The organism is Mesobacillus jeotgali, assembly GCF_031759225.1.
GTDB lineage: Bacteria > Bacillota > Bacilli > Bacillales > Cytobacillaceae > Mesobacillus > Mesobacillus jeotgali_B.
Window position 1 is genome coordinate 4216896 of the sequence record NZ_CP134494.1, and the last position, 17833, is coordinate 4234728.

Sequence of the window (17833 nt, forward strand, 5' to 3'; positions counted from 1 at the left end):
TTTCCACCCATTCCATGTTATCCCATACCTAGTATTTATGTACAGGACTAAAAAAATGGTAATTAATTGTAAAGTAATTGTTCACTCTTTGTCATGTTTCGGCAATATTCCGTAATTTTTTATAAAAAACGCAAAAAAAGTCCTGATTTCCTTTAAAATCAGGACTTTTTTCCTATAATTTGCTATCTAACCCACGGGAATACAATTGATTAAATATATTTTTCCAATCTTTTTCTTTTGCTGCTTCTATTCTCTTCTCAATTAATAAAGGATTTCCAATCTCACTAGCAACATCTGTCAGACTAGAAATAAAATCATCGTTTGTGTCTGAATAAATATAAACGCCCGGTTCTTGATATTTTATTGTAGAAGGTAAATTCATTCCAACAACAGGTTTCCCCGCCGCAAGAAACTCAAACAATTTCAGCGGAAAAACTGCACGGTTGTAAATAGATTCCTTATAGGGAAGGATGCCGATATCAATGGCTTTCATGTATTCCGGAACAATTGCAGGATCAACCTTGCCTAACCAATGAATATTCTGCTCTTTTAACAATTCCTTGAATTCCTCTGAGCCATTTGTTCCATCCGGCCCTATGAAGACAATACTCCAATCAGGATAAGTCACTGCCAATTTTTTTACCAGTTCAAAATCAAGCTTCGGTTTGATCCCCCCAAGAAAACCAATAACCGGTTTAGGGAGTGAAGTAAGACGATGATCACCTGTAACTTGACTTTCATTGAAATTATTAAATTCAACACCGTTTTCCAATACATGCACATCTTTATCGGCAGAAAAAGGGTTTTTCTTTACAGTCTCATGCAAAAAATCTGACGTGCAAAATATCGAATTACTTTCATTAATAATTCTGTTTTCGGCTGAATGAATGCTCTTTTCTCTCCACTTCATGACAAGTGATTGTTTTCCACCTATTGGGGCTGCCCAAAGGTCACTGCAATCATAAACAATTTTATTCCATTTTGTTAACTCAGCAAGTAGCGGGAAGCCTGGGAACGTGAACCACAGTACATGTTTAAATGTGTTTCGCTCGTTCAAGTAGATTTTCAACTCGTTCAATTTATTCTTATAAAAGGGATCTAGATATCTTCCAAATCGAAAAATTCTGGGAGGTAAAATATCAGGGATTTGGTATTCCATGATTCCATTTGGTAACTTTCTGAAACGCTGGTCATTACGAACGGGTGTTGGACAAACCCAGATTACCTCCTCAGTTTCTTCCTTTTGCCTCAAATATTCTGCGAATCGATGCCGTCTATACCGCAAATCATCCTGGTCCCAAGATCCCGTTGCTACGACCACGTGTATATATTTTTCCTGAGACACACTATTACCACCTTATGTAAAATTATTTTTCTCTCAATATTTCAGGGGTTAGAAGTAATAAAATTGCTGCGACTAGCCCTATAAGAAACCCAAGAATCAATCTATTAACAGGACTGATTGTATTTCCGATTTCTTCAGATACTATTTCAGGGGTATCAGTAAGAGCAGGTGGCGTCCATGTATTTTTCTTAGTCTCCAATTCAAACAAAAACCTTTGTTTATCAACAATAGCTTCTGAATCTTTGGGTATTCCATTAAGATCTTGGATAGTTTCATTCAACAAAGTTAGTTTTGCGTCATAGGCTTGTTCGCTTTTGAACAAAAACTGATTTATTATATCATCAAGAATTTGTTGTGCTCTTTTTTCGTCTTCATGCTTCACATCTACCCTAATACTGTTTGTGGAAGTTTTTGTTATGATTAAATCTTCTCGAAGTTCGATTTTATCTAGGTCATACTTGCCTGCTTTTAAAAATCCATTTAAAAACTTACTGCTTCTCATTAATTCAATCGCTAAGGCAGGGTCATTATATTCCTTGGAATCGAACTTACCTAAATATATCTCCGAAGAAGCAGTATATTCTGATGGTGCTTTTTCTTGAAAATTAGGTGTGAGAAAAGATATAGCTGCTGTTAGTACAGGTACCATAACAAAAATTAACCAATATTTTTTAAATCTCATAAAAACACTTGTTAAAAAATTTTTTATTATGCTCATTTTTCCACCCTATTTAGAGTATTTAAGTAAACATCTTTAATTTTTTTTGCCGCACTGTTCCAATTGTACTCATTCTCTATAAGCGTTCTTGCATTTTCCGCTACTTGCGATCTTTGGGTTGGGTTAAGAAATAGTTGTCTTAATATTTCTGTGAGTTCTTCAGTATCTCTTGGTTTCATTAAAAACCCATTCAATCCACTTGTTATATAATCTTCCGGTCCTTCTCCACGGCATGCAATCACCGGTTTTGCACATGCCATGGCTTCTATATAGACTATACCAAATGCCTCATTAAAACTAGGTAACGAAAAAACATCACACTCATTCATAATCTCTATTACATGATTTGGCTTAAACGCCCCTTTAAATACCACATTTCGTTCAATTCCCAATTTTTTCGCCATTCCTTCAAGTTTTTCCCTCTCTGGACCGTCACCAACAACTATATATTGCAAATCAGGGTATTCTGCAACCAACTTTGAAACAGCTACTATATTATCTTGTATCCCTTTTTCAAAATAAAGATTAGAGACACTTAATAACCTTGGTCCACTCCCATTAAAATTTGCGTCGGACCTCGCTTTATCTTTCTTGACATTCAGCCATTTCTGACTAACTCCATTGGGAATGATTACTTCATTGACTAAAACATCCGGAAAAATTTCAGATTCTAGTTTTTTCAGTTTAGAACTAACATATATAACTTTGCTAGCATGTTCAAGTGTAAATCCTACTTGTTTTTTACATTCTGAGCTCAGTTTGACTGTTTTTTGTAAATCTTGTCCATGAACAGTCAAAACATAAGGTATACCGATTTCTTTTGAGAGCAGATAAGCCGCAAAGCCATCAGGAAGTGCCACATGAGCATGAATCATGTCAAACTTCTCTTGTTGATGCATTTTAAGAATTTGTTTTCTTATTGATTTGTACATCAATAAGCCTGATTTATCGAATGCAATGTTCCTTGGTAATGATAAATACCTGGGATAGGTTACATGGACAGAATCATACACATCACTAAAAGGAATCTCTGCGTACCCTTTCCACTTTTCGCTTATTCTATTTAATGGAAAGGGGGACAACTTAACAGGTGAGACAACTTTGAGTTCAATATCCAGCTTCTTTAATTCTTTTACCTGCTCGTGTACAAACGTGCCATAGTATTCTCTTTTTACTGACGGATATAGGTGAGAAATAATAAGGATTTTCATTACAACTAGCTCCCTTTTCTATTGATCTTAGACAAATTTATATAACCAATCGAAAACGCCAGGAGCATCCAATGATAGTTTAAGTTAGAAACCGAGCTAGGACTTATACTTGCGAAAGCAAAAGCGAACAGTGCGCCTAATAAGGCCTCACTGATCATCTTTGAAACAGGATTTTCCGCTTTTTTATAAAGGTGAAAGATCTTGATGATTATCGATAGATATAAAAGCATATATCCAATAAAGATTATAACTCCATTGTTGACCAAGATTTCCAAATACCAATTATGCACATTCAATACATTTTGAGTAGGGTAAATAAAATAATTTTTCATATAATACTCAACATTCCCACTGCCTACCCCAAAGCCAAAAGATTCACTTGTAAAGTAAAGTGCATTTTTAATTAGGTTAGTTCTAATACTTACTGAGTTATCTGTTGTTTCTTCATTATTTAAAAATGCTGTAGCTGTATCCAATTGAGTGCTAATAAATAGCGTAACAACTCCAATCAATACCATACCTAATATGATTTTTATTTTAGGTTTTAAAATGACAAAAGTCATTCCAGCAACCGCCAGAAGAACAGCGAGCAGACTCGCCCTAGATTCAGTTACATACATTAGGTACAGACTTAAAGCAAGGATAATGAAACCGAGTATTTTCATTAGGTAACTTTTAATATATCTAATAAATGCTATAAGGAAAAACGAACTGACCGCCAAATAACTGGCATAATCATTTTGATTATAAAACACAGCAGTTGGAATATGCTTTTTATGTGGAGGCGCATTTAGTATAAAAGATGTGCTAAGATGCTGATGAGTAAGATTATTCCACAACCCCACAACAACTAGCATGACTAACATGCCAATCCATAGATAAAAGAATTTTAGATAGTCGCCCTCCCTTTGAAAAAGAAGTACGACGAAATAAACCATAAAAACTCCTATACCTAGCAGGAATAAATACCTAACCCCACTGTTAAACGATTTAACCCATGAGAGAGAAATTAAAGAATAAAAAAGCCAGGCAAGCAAGAAAAGAAGATATCCGTTTACAGAAATAGTTTGAGCATATACCTTCAATTCATTTCTCAAAAGCCTCACAAGAATCAATAAAAATAATATTAGAAATAGTAGTCTGTATGGAAATATAGAAATAGACCCAATTTTAACTGATAAGAATGCAGCTTGCAAAAATGATAGACCTATTGCAAGAAACAAAAATGATCGTTCCAAGTCGAAATTATAAACGGACCATTTTCTGAATACTAACAGTAAGAGAATATAACCTGAAGCGAAAGCGGTTAAAGTAATATAGGAATTAATAAGGTTGAACTTTAAAAAGACCACACTAATCAATGTTAGAAAAAGGATAGAAATTATTTGGTATGGAAGTTTATCATTGTCTAGTAATTTCATTTTTTACCCCCTTCTATCCTGCCTAAACCTGTCTCTCTTGGATTTTTTGATTTTCAATAACCTTGATTAGCTGCTCAGCCAGTAAATCAAATCTAAACTGCTCAATATTCTCAAATGAGAAGCTTTTACTTCTGGATACCAAATCAAGAATGACTTGTTTAATTTCTTGCGGAGAATGTGCTTCAGCCACAATGCCTGAATCAGTGTAATCCAATAATCTCTCAAGATTAGAGTTTTTCAACCCTATAGTAAGAATCGGTTTTTTCATTGATAAATACTCATAAAATTTTCCTGTTACTGTACCTAGACCAGGTCCTGGTATTAATAAAAGAGTATCACTTTCAGCTTGATGCCGCATGCTTTCCAGATAAGGTACAAAACCAACATGTTCAACCCATTCTGCAAGGTTATGGTTTTCTACATATTCTTTATAAGAATCATCAAATCCACCGACAAATTTAACTTTAAGCAGTAAGTCTGGATTCTCTATTTTTAGCAAGTGTAATGCCTGTAAAAAAGTGCCGGGATTTTTCTCCCCATAAAAAGTGCCTGTATGAGTAATGGTAAACTCTTCTTTATTTGTATTGAAAGAATTTATTTCAGGTATATCATCAGGATCGTAACCATTGTTAATGACAATGAATTTTTCAGCATATTGAGGATACCTATTTTGAAATTGCTCCTGAAGGGCAGGGGCAACAGAAATTACTTTTTCAGCTTGTTTAACGACAAACTTTTCCAGCATTGCATTTATTTTATAATGCAGCTTTGTCTTATGGTGAATGAATTCATTGCCAATCCATGGATCACGAAAATCAAGGTATAATTTCTTTCCGGTAAACTTACTATACAAAGTACCTGCAATTAAGGAACTAAAGCTTGGCCCCGTAGCAAAACATGCCTCTACTTCATCTTTATTCACCGATTTTGCAGCTTTGAATGCAGCAAAAATGCCCCATAAGATGTATTGATCTGGAATAAACAGCCAATCATTAAACACTTTACTTCTTGGTGAACCTTGCTTTGGTGAATTATTATTAGCAGATGATACCTTTCCAGTACCACGCTTTCTTGGGAATAACTTTCTGGCTAAATCGTATACTAAGGCTGGCCCAATAAGAGGAACCCGGTGGATAGTATAGTCTTGGTTCTGATCAAATTCATCGGCCTGTTTAATTTTCGGTGCCACCACAATAGGCTCCCACCCGTTTGCTGGTAAATATTTTACGAATTTAGAAATACGCTTAGTTCCAATTCCTGCTGAAGGCAGAAAAGGGTTAGCGAAAATTAACAATTTCTTCATGCTACACCTCAATTAATCCAGCTGTTTTATTATCTGCTTAACAAGATCATAACCTTCTTCATGCTGACTGATTCCAGCTGGTCCAGTCTCATATCCACAAACATTATCGATAAAGCTTATTAGCTCAGCCGCGTTTTCCATATAGACAGCTGCATTTTCTTCTATTTCCTCTTTGAAGAGTTCAGCGCCATTTTCATGTGTAACAACGCTTTTTTTATTATACTCTTTCGCTTCTTTAACAGTCGAAGACCACTCCGTAACATGGACATCAATCTGTTTTAGCAGATAGGGTAATGGAAGTTCAGTTGAAAGATCAATCTCGTACTTAACATCAGCAGGGAGACTACCTAGTTTTTTCCTAATATTCGGTTCATCCTCTAGCATATTAGGATGCAGCCTGATGAGCCATAACCAAGATGCTGATGAGTCTTTCATAGCTTCTAAAATTATAGAAGGAAACTCCCGTCCCGTTTGTAACGTTACAAGTATCACTTTATCTCTTTTATCCGGATTGATTTCAGGCAGACCTTGATTTAAGCGGTTTGCAAGTACATTGTCTTGTTTAGTCCATAAGTCAACCCACGGATTACCTCCAACAAAGGCCTTATGGATATTCAACTTACTTGACCATTTTTCAATTGCATCTGCGCTATCTTGGTCCCAGCACCAAAAATATTGTGGCAATAGTGAGTAACCATCGGCAGGCACCTTAGACCACCGACCATACGCCCTATGCATCGGGCCTTGCACCCCATGTTGAATTTCAATGGAAGGGAGAGCTATTTGTTTGCATGCCAAATTGAAGGCCATACCCTCCGGGCCATAGTAATATATTAACACACCTATAGCCGCATTATTTTTGATTAATTCCTTTTTAAAAAAGTCCGCCAGAATGATGATCAGGTTAGTATATTTCACATATGATTCCAACGGCTTAAGACGGATATTATATTTTCCTAAAAAAAGATTTACCTCATCAAATTTCTCTGCCAGGACCTGATTATTTTTAATCAGATTAATAAACTTAGCCTTAAAACGCAGGTATTCTAAGGATCCCTGGATATTTGTGCTATTGTGATAAGATGGTGACTTGAAATTATTATTAGGGGTGTACTCCAATATCCTTGAATGAATACCAAATTGATTAAGATTTTCGGCAATGGGATCAACCAAACGGTCATACCAAACCCCGGATACTTTAGTTTTCATCATTGAATGCGTTAAAAAAACAACATTATCAGCATGACTGGATTTATTTCCAGTGAAATCTCTATTCCAGGATTGAAGGACCTTTTTCATTTGATTAACGGTTGTTTCTTTTTTCTGTGGGGCTGCTGCAGATGAGGCCCCACTATTATGAAGCTTCATAGCCAAATCCAATCTTATTATCGGCCAAATAAGGACATTATTGACACTCCATTCATCAACTGGGTATTGTCTCTCAATCTCATTAATAATATCCATATAAATTGAAGGTTTCATGATAGCAGTACACCCTTTTTATTTAATCATCCAGAAAAACAATCACTTTTTAAGCCCCCAAGGCATCTTATAAACCCTTTGAGATAATAACCATGTCAAAACAAAGGAGATAAAAAATGCTAAAGCTGTTCCCTGAGCAGCCCCGATTGGGCCATTCATTTTAATAAACAGGTATGTGAAAACCACATTTAACATGGCTGTAAGGAAAGTAACCCATGCTAAGTAACTTGTTTTTTCTGCGTAAAAAATATAATTAGTTACCATTTTATACATTCCATTAAATGCATAACCAATAGCAATCCAAAAAACATACTTGCCCGATTCGGTGAATTTATCTCCTACAAAGAAAGATAGAAACCACGGCGCAATTAAAGAAAACACTAGAGCCAGTAAAAGAATCCCAACAAAATAGATATAAGTGATCTTAACAATTCTTATCTTTTCATTATCATCGTCTTTTTTCAGCCTTTCATAAAGCCATGGAACCCATGCTTTATTAAAGGAATCCTGTATGATCCCTATTATATTCCCGAACTGATAACCGACGGCGTAAAGTCCAGTTTCCGCAATACCTACCATATTTGTTATAAAAAAGCGGTCTGTCATCGTAATCAGAAAGGATCCTAGAGAGTGAGGGATCAATGGCACGCCAAACTTTACCCCATGCATCATATACCGCTTGCTTAACCCCTTTGCAAGCCAGCCATTCTTCCATAGAACATAAAAAGCAATCAAGGCAAATATGACTGCGGTTATTACTTGTCCTTGAATCCTGCCCTGCCAATCAAATCCCATAAGGACAACAAACCATAAAGATAGCGAAACATTTAGGATTGTATTGGTAATTTGGAATATCCCAAAATATAAAGGCTTTACTTGAACTTGCCATTGGAGAAGAACAACTGCAATAATAAAATGGCAAAATGAAACTAACAGCACAGCCCAGAGCCATTCTTTTGGAAAAGCACTGAGAGAAGATATCTGCGGAGCGAATAACACAAAGAATAACCCTACAATAAAAGTACTTAGCAGCAATAAATAAAATGAGTTTGCAACATATTTAGGGAAATTTATTTTATCTCTTTCATAATATTGTCTGTTGATCGCCCCATTGATACTCAGGCCTGTAAATGGACCTATGATGCCTACCAGCACTTGAAACATGGTGACGATTCCATAATCCACCGGTGTCAGATATCTAGTTAATATGGGCATCATTAAAAAAGGGATTGCCGAATTAATGACTCTGGTACCCGTGTAAATGAAAGAAGCTTTTAAAAGGACGGATCCGGAAAGCTTTTTTAAAAGACTCATAAGTAATTCCTCTTATCTCTAAAGACTAAAAGACAAAAACTTAGGATTGCAAATATCCTAAGTTTCTCATGACAATAATACGACATTTATTGACAAAAATAAATATAATACAATTGGAAAATGTTAATTTTTATGTTTTATTAATAGGTCACTCAAAGCCTCAATAACATAATCCTGCTCGGTTTTTGTCAGGCTTGAACCCGAAGGCAGACATAGGCCACGCTCAAAAACATGCTTTGAAAAGTCGAAATCATCGTTTTCTTTGTAAAATGGTAAACCTTCAAATAACGGCTGCATATGAAGCGGCTTCCATACCGGACGGGTTTCTATATTTTTTGTGTTTAATTTTTCTACAATTTGATGTGGAGTAATATTATAAAGTTGCGGATCAATGGTCAATACAGATAACCATCTGGTTGAATAGTATCCTTCAGGCTCTTCCATAAAGTCAATTCCATCAAAGTGAGAAAGTTCAGCTTTGTAATATTCGAAAATTGCCCTTCTAGTTTTAACTCTTTCATCCAAAGCTTCGAGCTGTGCTCTCCCTACCCCAGCTAATATATTACTCATGCGATAGTTAAATCCCATTTGGCTATGCTGGTAATGAAGCGCATTGTCACGAGCCTGGGTAGCAAGGAACCTTGCTTGTCCCAATCCTTCTAGATCATCTGATACAAGCATGCCTCCGCCAGAAGTAGTAATGATCTTATTACCATTAAAAGAGAATATTCCATAATTACCAAATGTACCGCTGGATTGTCCTTTATACTTCGCTCCAAGTGATTCAGCCGCATCCTCTATTAAAGGAACATCGTATTTCTGGCATAATTTCGATATTGGGTCCATATCAGCACTTTGTCCATATAAATTTACAACAATAACCGCTTTTGGCAATTTGCCTTCTTCTTCTGCTGCCAGCAAAGCTTTTTCCAGGGCAACAGGAGACATGTTCCACGTCCTTGGTTCAGAATCGATAAAAACTAAATCTGCTCCTTCATATAGGACCGGATTGGCACTTGCGATAAATGTAAGGCTGGAACAAAATACGCGATCTCCTTTAGTGATGCCAAGGAGTCTAAGCGCAAGATGAATAGCAGCTGTACCTGAACTTAGAGCTAGTGCACCCTTTGATCCTGTATATGCAATAATATCTTTTTCAAATGCATCTACGTTAGGTCCTAGTGGCGCAATCCAATTTGTTTCGAAAGCCTCATGGATATATAGTTGTTCTTTCCCACTCATATGTGGAGGTGACAGGAATATTCGTTTTTCCATTACATTCTACCTTCTTTAATTTAAAGTTTTTATAGGTCTTGCCGGATTCCCCACTGAGACAGTTTTTGCAGGTAAATTACGGATGACAACACTGCCTGCTCCAACAATGGAATTTCTGCCCACTTTTATCCCCTGGATAGCGCAGGCAGCGATTCCAAAATGAACCAATTCAGATAATGCCACATTTCCAGCCAAGTTCGCGCCAGGCGATACATGTGAATAATTTCCGACTACACAATCATGGTCAATTGTGGATCCGGTATTGATAATAACATGATTTCCAATTTCAGCTGAATGATTTATAACCGTATTAGCCATAACCACAGTCCCAGAACCGAGACTTACATTTGATCCTATTATGGCCGAAGGATGGATAGCCTGACCAAAATTAATGTTCAAGCTCTCCAAACCCTTCACAATCCGTTTTCTTGCATGGTTATCTCCAATGGTGACGATAAACTTAGGATTAACAAACTCTTGAATAATCTTGTCTATTTCATCTATTCTCCCTAAGACTGGATAAGAAGCGAAATTCCCCATGCGATTATCGTCCAAAAAACCAAATATTTTCTGGTGGGATGAAAGCAATATATCAAGGACAACTTTACTGTGTCCTCCAGCTCCAATTAGAATATACACCTTCCATCACCCCTTAATAGGAGATAATTTTTTCTAAAAGCTTCTGGTTCAACTCTAAATCAGCTAGAACCTTAATAATCCGTTCACTCGTTCTGCCATCTCCATATATGTTCTCAACGCCATTCAAGGATGATTTGAAGCTTTCAGATGTAATTTCTTTAAAAGCTTTGACAATCTGCTCTTTATCAGCTGATACATTTATTACATTAGCGGATTGTTCACGTCCTCGCTGGCGATCTCCTATGTTCATGACCGGAATTTGAAAAGAAGCCGCTTCAATAATTCCCGAGGAGGAATTTCCAACTAAAGAGTTTGCATTCTTTAAAACAGATAGATAATCCAGAGGACTAAAATTATCTATGAACACGAATCTTGGATCTCTGGAATATTTTTTATAAGCATTTGTGATTTCCTGATTTCCTGCGTCGGAGTTCGGCATTATAACGATGAATTTCTCATTTAATTCCTTCAATGCTTCCATACATTCTTCTATCTGCGATTGAACACCGGTAAGTTCAGTTGATACAGGGTGAAAAACAAACATTGAATAGGACTTTTGTTCAAATGGGATTTCATATTTGGCAAAGACCTGATCGATTGTCGGCAATTCTACACTCTTGATTGTGTCAATCCTCGGTGCACCCACCTGAAAAACTCTCCAGCTATCTTCTCCCATACGCTTGATCCGTTCAGCGCTGTTTAAGGTTGACGGAAAATGAATATGAGATAGCTTGGTTATAGCATGACGAACAGATTCATCGATAGAGCCAGAAACTTCTCCACCATGGATATGCGCTACAACAATATTCAAGTGTGAAGCAGCTATAGAAGCAGCCAGCATTTCCCCTCTATCGCCCAATACTAAGACGATATCAGGTTTTAAGTCTTCAAATGCCTGTGTCATGCCCATTATTCCGATTCCTATAGACCTTGCCATAGCTCCTTCATTATCATTTTGCAAAAGGATATCTACTTTAGCGGAAATGGGAAACTGGTCTTTTTCGATTTCTTTTATAGTTTCTCCATAAAAAGGAGACAAGTGCATTCCTGTGGCAAGCAATTGCAGCTCCAATGCCGGGTGGGTCACAATCTTATTTAGTATTGGCAGATATATGCCATAGTCAGCTCTTGTTCCGGTAACTACACATACTTTTCTTTTCATATCAAATCTTCCCAGGTCAGTGTTTGATCGGCCGATAGATTTCTATTTATTTTCTTTCCGATTAACAGTGGCAGATATTTAGGCTCGATTCCCGTGCCTGGCCTCTTAGTCACAATATCGTTTTCGGAAATTACGTCCCCTTCAACCAAATCTTTAGCAGCTACTAAACTTTTCCGCGCAACTTCCTTTGTATTGATTTCAGACGGCATACACCTTTTAATACCGTCGCCCATGGAGGCTTCAATATTCCTGATTCCGTCCACCAATTCTTTTAACTCTTGCGGAATGATGGATGCTTTGTGATCTGGACCAGGGAGGTCGCGATCCAGGGTGAAATGCTTTTCGACGACCTTGGCACCAAGTGCTACTGCGGCAAAAGAAATTGTGTTTCCTTCAGTATGGTCAGAATATCCCACAATTCTGCCGAACGCATTTTGAATAGTCCTTATTGCATTTAGATTCACTTCATGATAAGGAGCGGGATAATTCGAAGTGCAATGCAGGATACAAACCTCATTTTCTTTCAAAACATCAAGTGCATCCTCGATTTCACCCAGGTTTGCCATTCCGGTAGACAAAAGAATCGGGACATTATATTGGCTAAGCTTTTTAAGGAAAGGCAGATTCGTTAAATCTCCCGAACCGATTTTATATGCATGCACACCAATTTCATTTAAAAATGCCGCACTTTCGTCATCAAAAGGTGTGGAAAGAAATTCAATGCCTTTTCCATCGCAGTATTCTTTCAACTCTCGGAAATCCTCAAAACGAAGCTCGAGCTTTTTCAGCATTTCCAACTGAGACTCTTGGCTTTGTGTGTTTTCAACCTGGTATTCTGCTTTAACAGCATTTTTCGACACCAGTTTCTCGCTTTTAAAGGTCTGGAACTTAACAGCATCGGCTCCCGAATCTGCGGCAACATCAATTAGCTTTTTGGCCATTTGAACGTCACCATTATGGTTAACCCCTACTTCAGCAATAATATAGGTAGGAGAAGATGCGTTGATGATTTTGCTGCCTATCTTAAACATATTACATCCTCATTTCTTTCATCAGCAATTCAGCTAGTAAAAAATCAAATCGATCGTCAATATCTACAGAATACTGTTTTTCCATCTGATAGGGATAGACCTCGTCTCCGTAAATACGATTTTCATCCATGATTTTTTCCCTGGTTGTTATATATATAGCACCGTTCAGCTCGTATACTTTGGTTAAGTCCTGTCTGCGGGTTACAGTATCTGAAGTTTCAAGAAAATTGACCAATTGGTTATTGTCAATTTTCTTCACCATGTTTGGATGTGTTTTTGCCTCTGTTACACTGACAACCGGTTTACGCCCATTATTTAGAAATATCTTAAAGGCCTCATCGATATGCAGATGATTACGCAAAGGTGATGTTGGCTGCAACAAGACGATATTGTCGATTTTTACACGTGAATGCTCTTCAAGCTTTTCAATTGTAAATTTAAGAACATCCAAGGTAGGAGTATCATCAGCGGCCAATTCAAAAGGTCTCATGAAAGGGACCTCTGCCCCTGCCTCCTTTGAAACTCTTGCAATTTCTTCATCTTCTGTTGAAACCATTACCATGTCAATGTTCCTGCTATTAACTCCACTTTTTATTGAATAAGCAATAAGAGGAATGTTCAACAAAGGCAGGATATTTTTCCTTTTTAACCCTTTGGACCCCCCTCTTGCCGGTATGATGGCAACTGTCTTCACCTTTCACCTCTCCTTTCTAAAATAAAAGGCTCTCCCTGTCCAAAAGCTCACGAATTTCAGTTTTCGTCAGGACTGGTGCATTATGAGATGAATAGGCTTTGGGTTCGCTTTTTCTAAAACCTTGAGGCGGTTCGTAGTTTTTCGCAAAGTTAGAGTAAATGGCATACATCTTTTCATTTTCAAATGCTCTTTCCGACTCTTCTGCAGTCATAAGTTCTTCGTATATCTTTTCACCAGGACGGATTCCCACTTCAACAATCTCACTGCTAGAGGTTCCATACTTTTCTTGATAATCATCCATCAGGACCTCTGCCAAATCTTTAATATACAAAACAGGCATTTTCAATACATATGTTTCTCCTCCGCTTGAAAGCTCTCCAGCACTCACAACGAGTTTGGCAGCCTGCGGAATCGACATCATAAATCTTGTCATTTCCCTGTGGGTGAGTGTAATTGGCTTACCGTTCATAATCTGGTCTTTGAAAAGGGGGATGACGGAGCCTCTAGAACCCATCACATTGCCAAAACGAACACAAGAGAAAACTGTTCTCGCATTTCCTTTATAATAACCTGCGGCAGAAATAAGTTTCTCTGATAGCAGTTTAGTTGCACCCATCGTATTCATGGGATTAACAACTTTATCTGTACTGATGGAAACCATTTTTTCCACATTATTATTGATCGCTACTTCTATCACATTCTGGGTCCCTAATACATTTGTTTTTACCGCTTCAAATGGATTATATTCACAGGAAGGGACATGCTTTAATGCAGCAGCATGAAAAATAACATCAACTCCCTGAGCAGCATATTCAAGCCGCTCTTTATCCCGGATGTCACCAATCAAATAGCGGATTTGGGAATACTCATTAAGTTCCTGTTCCATATTAAATTGCTTAGATTCATCCCTGCTGAATATACGAATAGCCTTTGGATTATAACTTAGCAGCTGGCGGACTATTTCGCTTCCGATAGACCCGGTACCGCCAGTGACCATAATCGTTTTATCTTTGAACATTACATCACCTGATTCATTTTATTTTTTCACATTTATTCTTATCGGCAGATTCAAAGTTAAGCTTTAGAAGAATTTGTTTTATAAGCTTTCTGCTAATTCCTTAATAAATTGTTTTACGTCATCTTTTAAATCCTCACGCTTCAGGCTAAAATCCACTGTGGCTTTGATAAAACCTAGTTTATCACCAACATCATAACGTATTCCGTCAAATGAATAGGCAAGGACACCTTCTTGTGTATTTAAGATTTCCAATGCGTCTGTCAATTGAATTTCATTGCCTTTGCCCGGAGGCAGGGTTTCCAATATATCAAATACAGCAGGGGATAAAACATATCTTCCCATAACGGCAAGATTGGAAGGAGCTTCACTGGTTTTAGGCTTTTCCACAAGTGATTCAACTTCAATGATCTTTGAAGGGCCGGCAGTATTTTCAGGAGCCACAATTCCATATTTATCTGTATCTTCCCACTTGACTTCTTGAACCCCAATGATGGTTTTTTCATATTCCTCATAAGCATCCAATAACTGCTTTAAACAGGGTGTTTGCGATTCAACTATGTCATCACCCAGCAGGACAGCAAAAGGTTCATTGCCAATAAACCTTCGAGCAGAGTAAATCGCATGCCCAAGCCCCTTCGGTTCCTTTTGGCGGACATAATGGATATTAACAAGGTTAGAGATGCCCTGAACCATTTCAAGTAGATCAAATTTTTCCTTTTGAGCCAATGTTTCTTCAAGCTCATATGATTTGTCAAAGTGATCTTCAATTGCCCTTTTTCCTCTCCCGGTCACGACCATTATATCTTCAATACCTGAATGGACTGCTTCCTCGACAATATATTGGATTGTGGGCTTGTCAACAATAGGCAGCATCTCTTTTGGCTGAGCCTTTGTGGCAGGAAGGAATCTTGTACCCAGTCCTGCTGCCGGGATAATCGCTTTTTTCACTTTCATCTCATCGCACCTCAATCTCTATTTTTCATATAACCGTTCCATGCGTAATTCACAAAATACCATAAAGCAGGCAATAAGCTTAACTTCTCATGCTTTCTGTAAATAATCCAATTTTGCTTTGCTGCTTTCACTTTATTCCTCGAAATGGATCCTGCTGTTTTACGGTATCTGGCCAAGACTTCATTCAACCCATATGCTATGTGTCCCTTTTTTAAAATAGATAACCATAAAGCGAAATCCTGTCTTGTCCTATATAAAGGCATTTGAACTTCGCCAACTTTTTCTCTATCTAATACAACGGTAAGACACCCAATAATCGTGTTCTTCAACAGATATTGATAGTTGACTTTCTCAGGAACCTGTACAACCTTCTCGGTTGATTTTCCCAAATCATCCATCACTTCATAACCCGTAAAGGAAAATCCCACGTCTTTCTCAAGCATAAATGAAATTTGCCGGGTTAGTTTATCGGGCACCCATTGATCATCAGCGTCCAAAAACGCAATAAACCTTCCAGACGAATTATTTATCGCCGTATTCCTCGTTACAGCTGCCCCACTATTTTCTGTTAGCTTTATTAATTTAACCCTTGGATCCTGTTTAGCATATTGTTCAACAATTTCAACCGTACGATCCCGGGAACAATCATCGCAAATAATCATTTCCCAATTTGTATACGATTGATTTAACACTGTCTTAATTGTTTCCTCAATATAATTTTCTGCATTATAACTTGGTGTAATAATTGATACTAAAGGTTGCTCATTCATATTTTCACCTGAATCTCCTGTGTTTGTGGCTCTAATTAATAACATCAAATATTATATCAAACTAACCATTGATATAAAAACATTATACGACAAAGCTCGAGCAGCAATAAATTTCATAATAAAACAACTTCAACATCTGGTACAAAAAGACCACTAAATGTAATTTTACTCTTTAGACACTGTAATACAATGAATATCTTCTTACTATCTCTTTAAATTAATATTGCAATTTTTCAGTTTGCCGATGTGGTTGTAACACCCATAGTATAACTGCTCCATTCTATTTACAACCCGCTTCCTCTCCTGCTCTTTAAATAGTTCACACTTCAAACAAAAATAAACATTTTTTTACTTATTTATTTTTGATATGATAGAGAGCAGAATGTTTTTGAAGAATTTGGGGGTAACAAAATGAGATCAGAAAAAAAGAAAAAGAGAAAGTGGCTCAGGGTTCTCGGTTTCATTGTTTTATTATTAGTCATTGGTTTAGGCGTATATGCTTTTACTGTCTATAATTCATTAACGAATGCAATAGATACTATGCATCAGCCTATTGATCGCAAAAAGTCAGAGAAAAGAGAAAAACCTGTCACTCTAGAAGATAAAGAGCCTTTTTCTGTGCTGATGATGGGTGTGGATGAGCGTGAGGGTGATAGAGGCCGATCTGATAGTTTAATAGTTCTTACAGTGAACCCGAATACGAAAACCACTAAAATGCTAAGTATCCCACGAGATACAAGGACAGAGATTATTGGTAAAGGCTTTGATGATAAAGTAAATCACGCCTACGCTTTTGGCGGTGTTGAGATGGCTATGGATACTGTCGAAAACTTCCTGGACATACCGATTGATTATTATCTGCAAATAAATATGGAAAGCTTTCAAGATATCGTGGATGCCGTTGGCGGGGTAACCGTTAATAATACACTTGATTTCACATACGAGGGTGTCCACTTTCCTAAAGGCGAGCTCCATTTGAGCGGTGAAAAGGCGCTTAAATATACACGCATGAGGTATGAAGATCCGCGCGGCGACTTCGGACGCCAATCAAGGCAGCGACAAATTATTCAAGGAGTAATCAACAAGGGAGCCAGTTTCTCTTCTCTTACGAAGTTTGATGAAATTTTTGGTGCATTAGGGAAAAATATTAAAACTAACCTTACGTTCGATGAAATGGTTGATATCCAAAAGAATTATAAAGATGCCGCAAAGGATATTACTCAAACGGAGATAAAAGGAAGCGGAACTAAGATTAATAAAGTTTATTATTTCATAGTACCCGAAGATGAAAAGCAGCAATTGCAGCAGGATCTTAAATCACATCTTGAATTAAATTAACGGAAAACTTTTTATACACCTCATACCCAGAAACCGGGTATGGGGTGTTTTTATTAAGGCAGTTTTCGCATTGTTTATTCCATTTTTTTAATAATGTTTCCCCTCAAATAAATAAGTTATTTATACCTATCAATATTCCAAAATTCGACATAAACTTG

16 protein-coding genes are annotated in these 17833 nt (G+C 37.2%); 1 reads left to right on the forward strand and 15 read right to left on the reverse strand.

Annotated features, from left to right (window positions below; genetic code table 11):
* Positions 1–172 precede the first annotated feature (172 nt).
* From RH061_RS21175 to RH061_RS21245, 15 genes are all read right to left on the reverse strand, one after another.
* Entirely contained in the window at positions 173–1345 is a 1173-nt protein-coding gene (locus RH061_RS21175) for a glycosyltransferase (protein WP_311072737.1), read from the reverse strand.
* Positions 1346–1367: 22 nt separating this feature from the next.
* Positions 1368–2063, reverse strand: coding sequence for a GumC domain-containing protein (locus RH061_RS21180; protein WP_311072738.1), 696 nt, complete (start codon positions 2061–2063; stop codon positions 1368–1370).
* The gene (locus RH061_RS21185; RefSeq protein WP_311072739.1) at positions 2060–3274 is read right to left on the reverse strand and encodes a glycosyltransferase; all 1215 of its coding nucleotides are present in this window, start codon (positions 3272–3274) and stop codon (positions 2060–2062) included. Before RH061_RS21185 ends, RH061_RS21180 begins: the two co-directional genes overlap by 4 nt.
* 5 nt (positions 3275–3279) lie before the next feature.
* Positions 3280–4695 carry an O-antigen ligase family protein gene (locus RH061_RS21190; RefSeq protein ID WP_311072740.1) on the reverse strand — a complete coding sequence of 472 codons (1416 nt, stop codon included), beginning with the start codon at positions 4693–4695 and terminating at the stop codon, positions 3280–3282.
* 22 nt (positions 4696–4717) lie between these two features.
* Complete coding sequence (locus RH061_RS21195; protein ID WP_311072741.1) at positions 4718–5998, reverse strand: glycosyltransferase; 1281 nt, start codon at positions 5996–5998, stop codon at positions 4718–4720.
* A 12-nt stretch (positions 5999–6010) separates the two neighbouring features.
* Positions 6011–7480: a hypothetical protein gene (locus RH061_RS21200; RefSeq protein ID WP_311072742.1), complete on the reverse strand. Its 1470-nt coding sequence runs from the start codon at positions 7478–7480 to the stop codon at positions 6011–6013.
* Between the two features lie 42 nt (positions 7481–7522).
* On the reverse strand, positions 7523–8794 hold the full coding sequence (locus RH061_RS21205; RefSeq protein WP_311072743.1) for a lipopolysaccharide biosynthesis protein: 1272 nt from the start codon (positions 8792–8794) through the stop codon (positions 7523–7525).
* Between the two features lie 123 nt (positions 8795–8917).
* Positions 8918–10069 carry a DegT/DnrJ/EryC1/StrS family aminotransferase gene (locus tag RH061_RS21210; protein ID WP_311072744.1) on the reverse strand — a complete coding sequence of 384 codons (1152 nt, stop codon included), beginning with the start codon at positions 10067–10069 and terminating at the stop codon, positions 8918–8920.
* Between the two features lie 15 nt (positions 10070–10084).
* Complete coding sequence (locus RH061_RS21215) at positions 10085–10708, reverse strand: acetyltransferase (protein ID WP_311072745.1); 624 nt, start codon at positions 10706–10708, stop codon at positions 10085–10087.
* Between the two features lie 13 nt (positions 10709–10721).
* Positions 10722–11870 carry a UDP-N-acetylglucosamine 2-epimerase gene (neuC, locus tag RH061_RS21220; protein WP_311072746.1) on the reverse strand — a complete coding sequence of 383 codons (1149 nt, stop codon included), beginning with the start codon at positions 11868–11870 and terminating at the stop codon, positions 10722–10724.
* On the reverse strand, positions 11867–12901 hold the full coding sequence (neuB, locus tag RH061_RS21225; protein ID WP_311072747.1) for an N-acetylneuraminate synthase: 1035 nt from the start codon (positions 12899–12901) through the stop codon (positions 11867–11869). The genes neuC and neuB overlap by 4 nt, the downstream gene beginning before the upstream one ends.
* Before the next feature lies 1 nt (position 12902).
* On the reverse strand, positions 12903–13595 hold the full coding sequence (locus RH061_RS21230; protein ID WP_311072748.1) for an acylneuraminate cytidylyltransferase family protein: 693 nt from the start codon (positions 13593–13595) through the stop codon (positions 12903–12905).
* A gap of 16 nt (positions 13596–13611) precedes the next feature.
* Entirely contained in the window at positions 13612–14613 is a 1002-nt protein-coding gene (locus RH061_RS21235; protein ID WP_311072749.1) for a UDP-N-acetylglucosamine 4,6-dehydratase family protein, read from the reverse strand.
* Positions 14614–14691: 78 nt separating this feature from the next.
* On the reverse strand, positions 14692–15567 hold the full coding sequence (galU, locus tag RH061_RS21240) for a UTP--glucose-1-phosphate uridylyltransferase GalU (RefSeq protein ID WP_311072750.1): 876 nt from the start codon (positions 15565–15567) through the stop codon (positions 14692–14694).
* An 11-nt stretch (positions 15568–15578) separates the two neighbouring features.
* Positions 15579–16337: a glycosyltransferase family 2 protein gene (locus RH061_RS21245; protein ID WP_311072751.1), complete on the reverse strand. Its 759-nt coding sequence runs from the start codon at positions 16335–16337 to the stop codon at positions 15579–15581.
* Between the two features lie 411 nt (positions 16338–16748).
* Here RH061_RS21245 and tagU point away from each other — a divergent pair, with 411 nt between their 5' ends.
* Positions 16749–17675 (forward strand): polyisoprenyl-teichoic acid--peptidoglycan teichoic acid transferase TagU, encoded by a 927-nt coding sequence (gene tagU / locus RH061_RS21250; protein WP_311072752.1) that lies wholly within the window; start codon positions 16749–16751, stop codon positions 17673–17675.
* Positions 17676–17833: the final 158 nt, after the last annotated feature.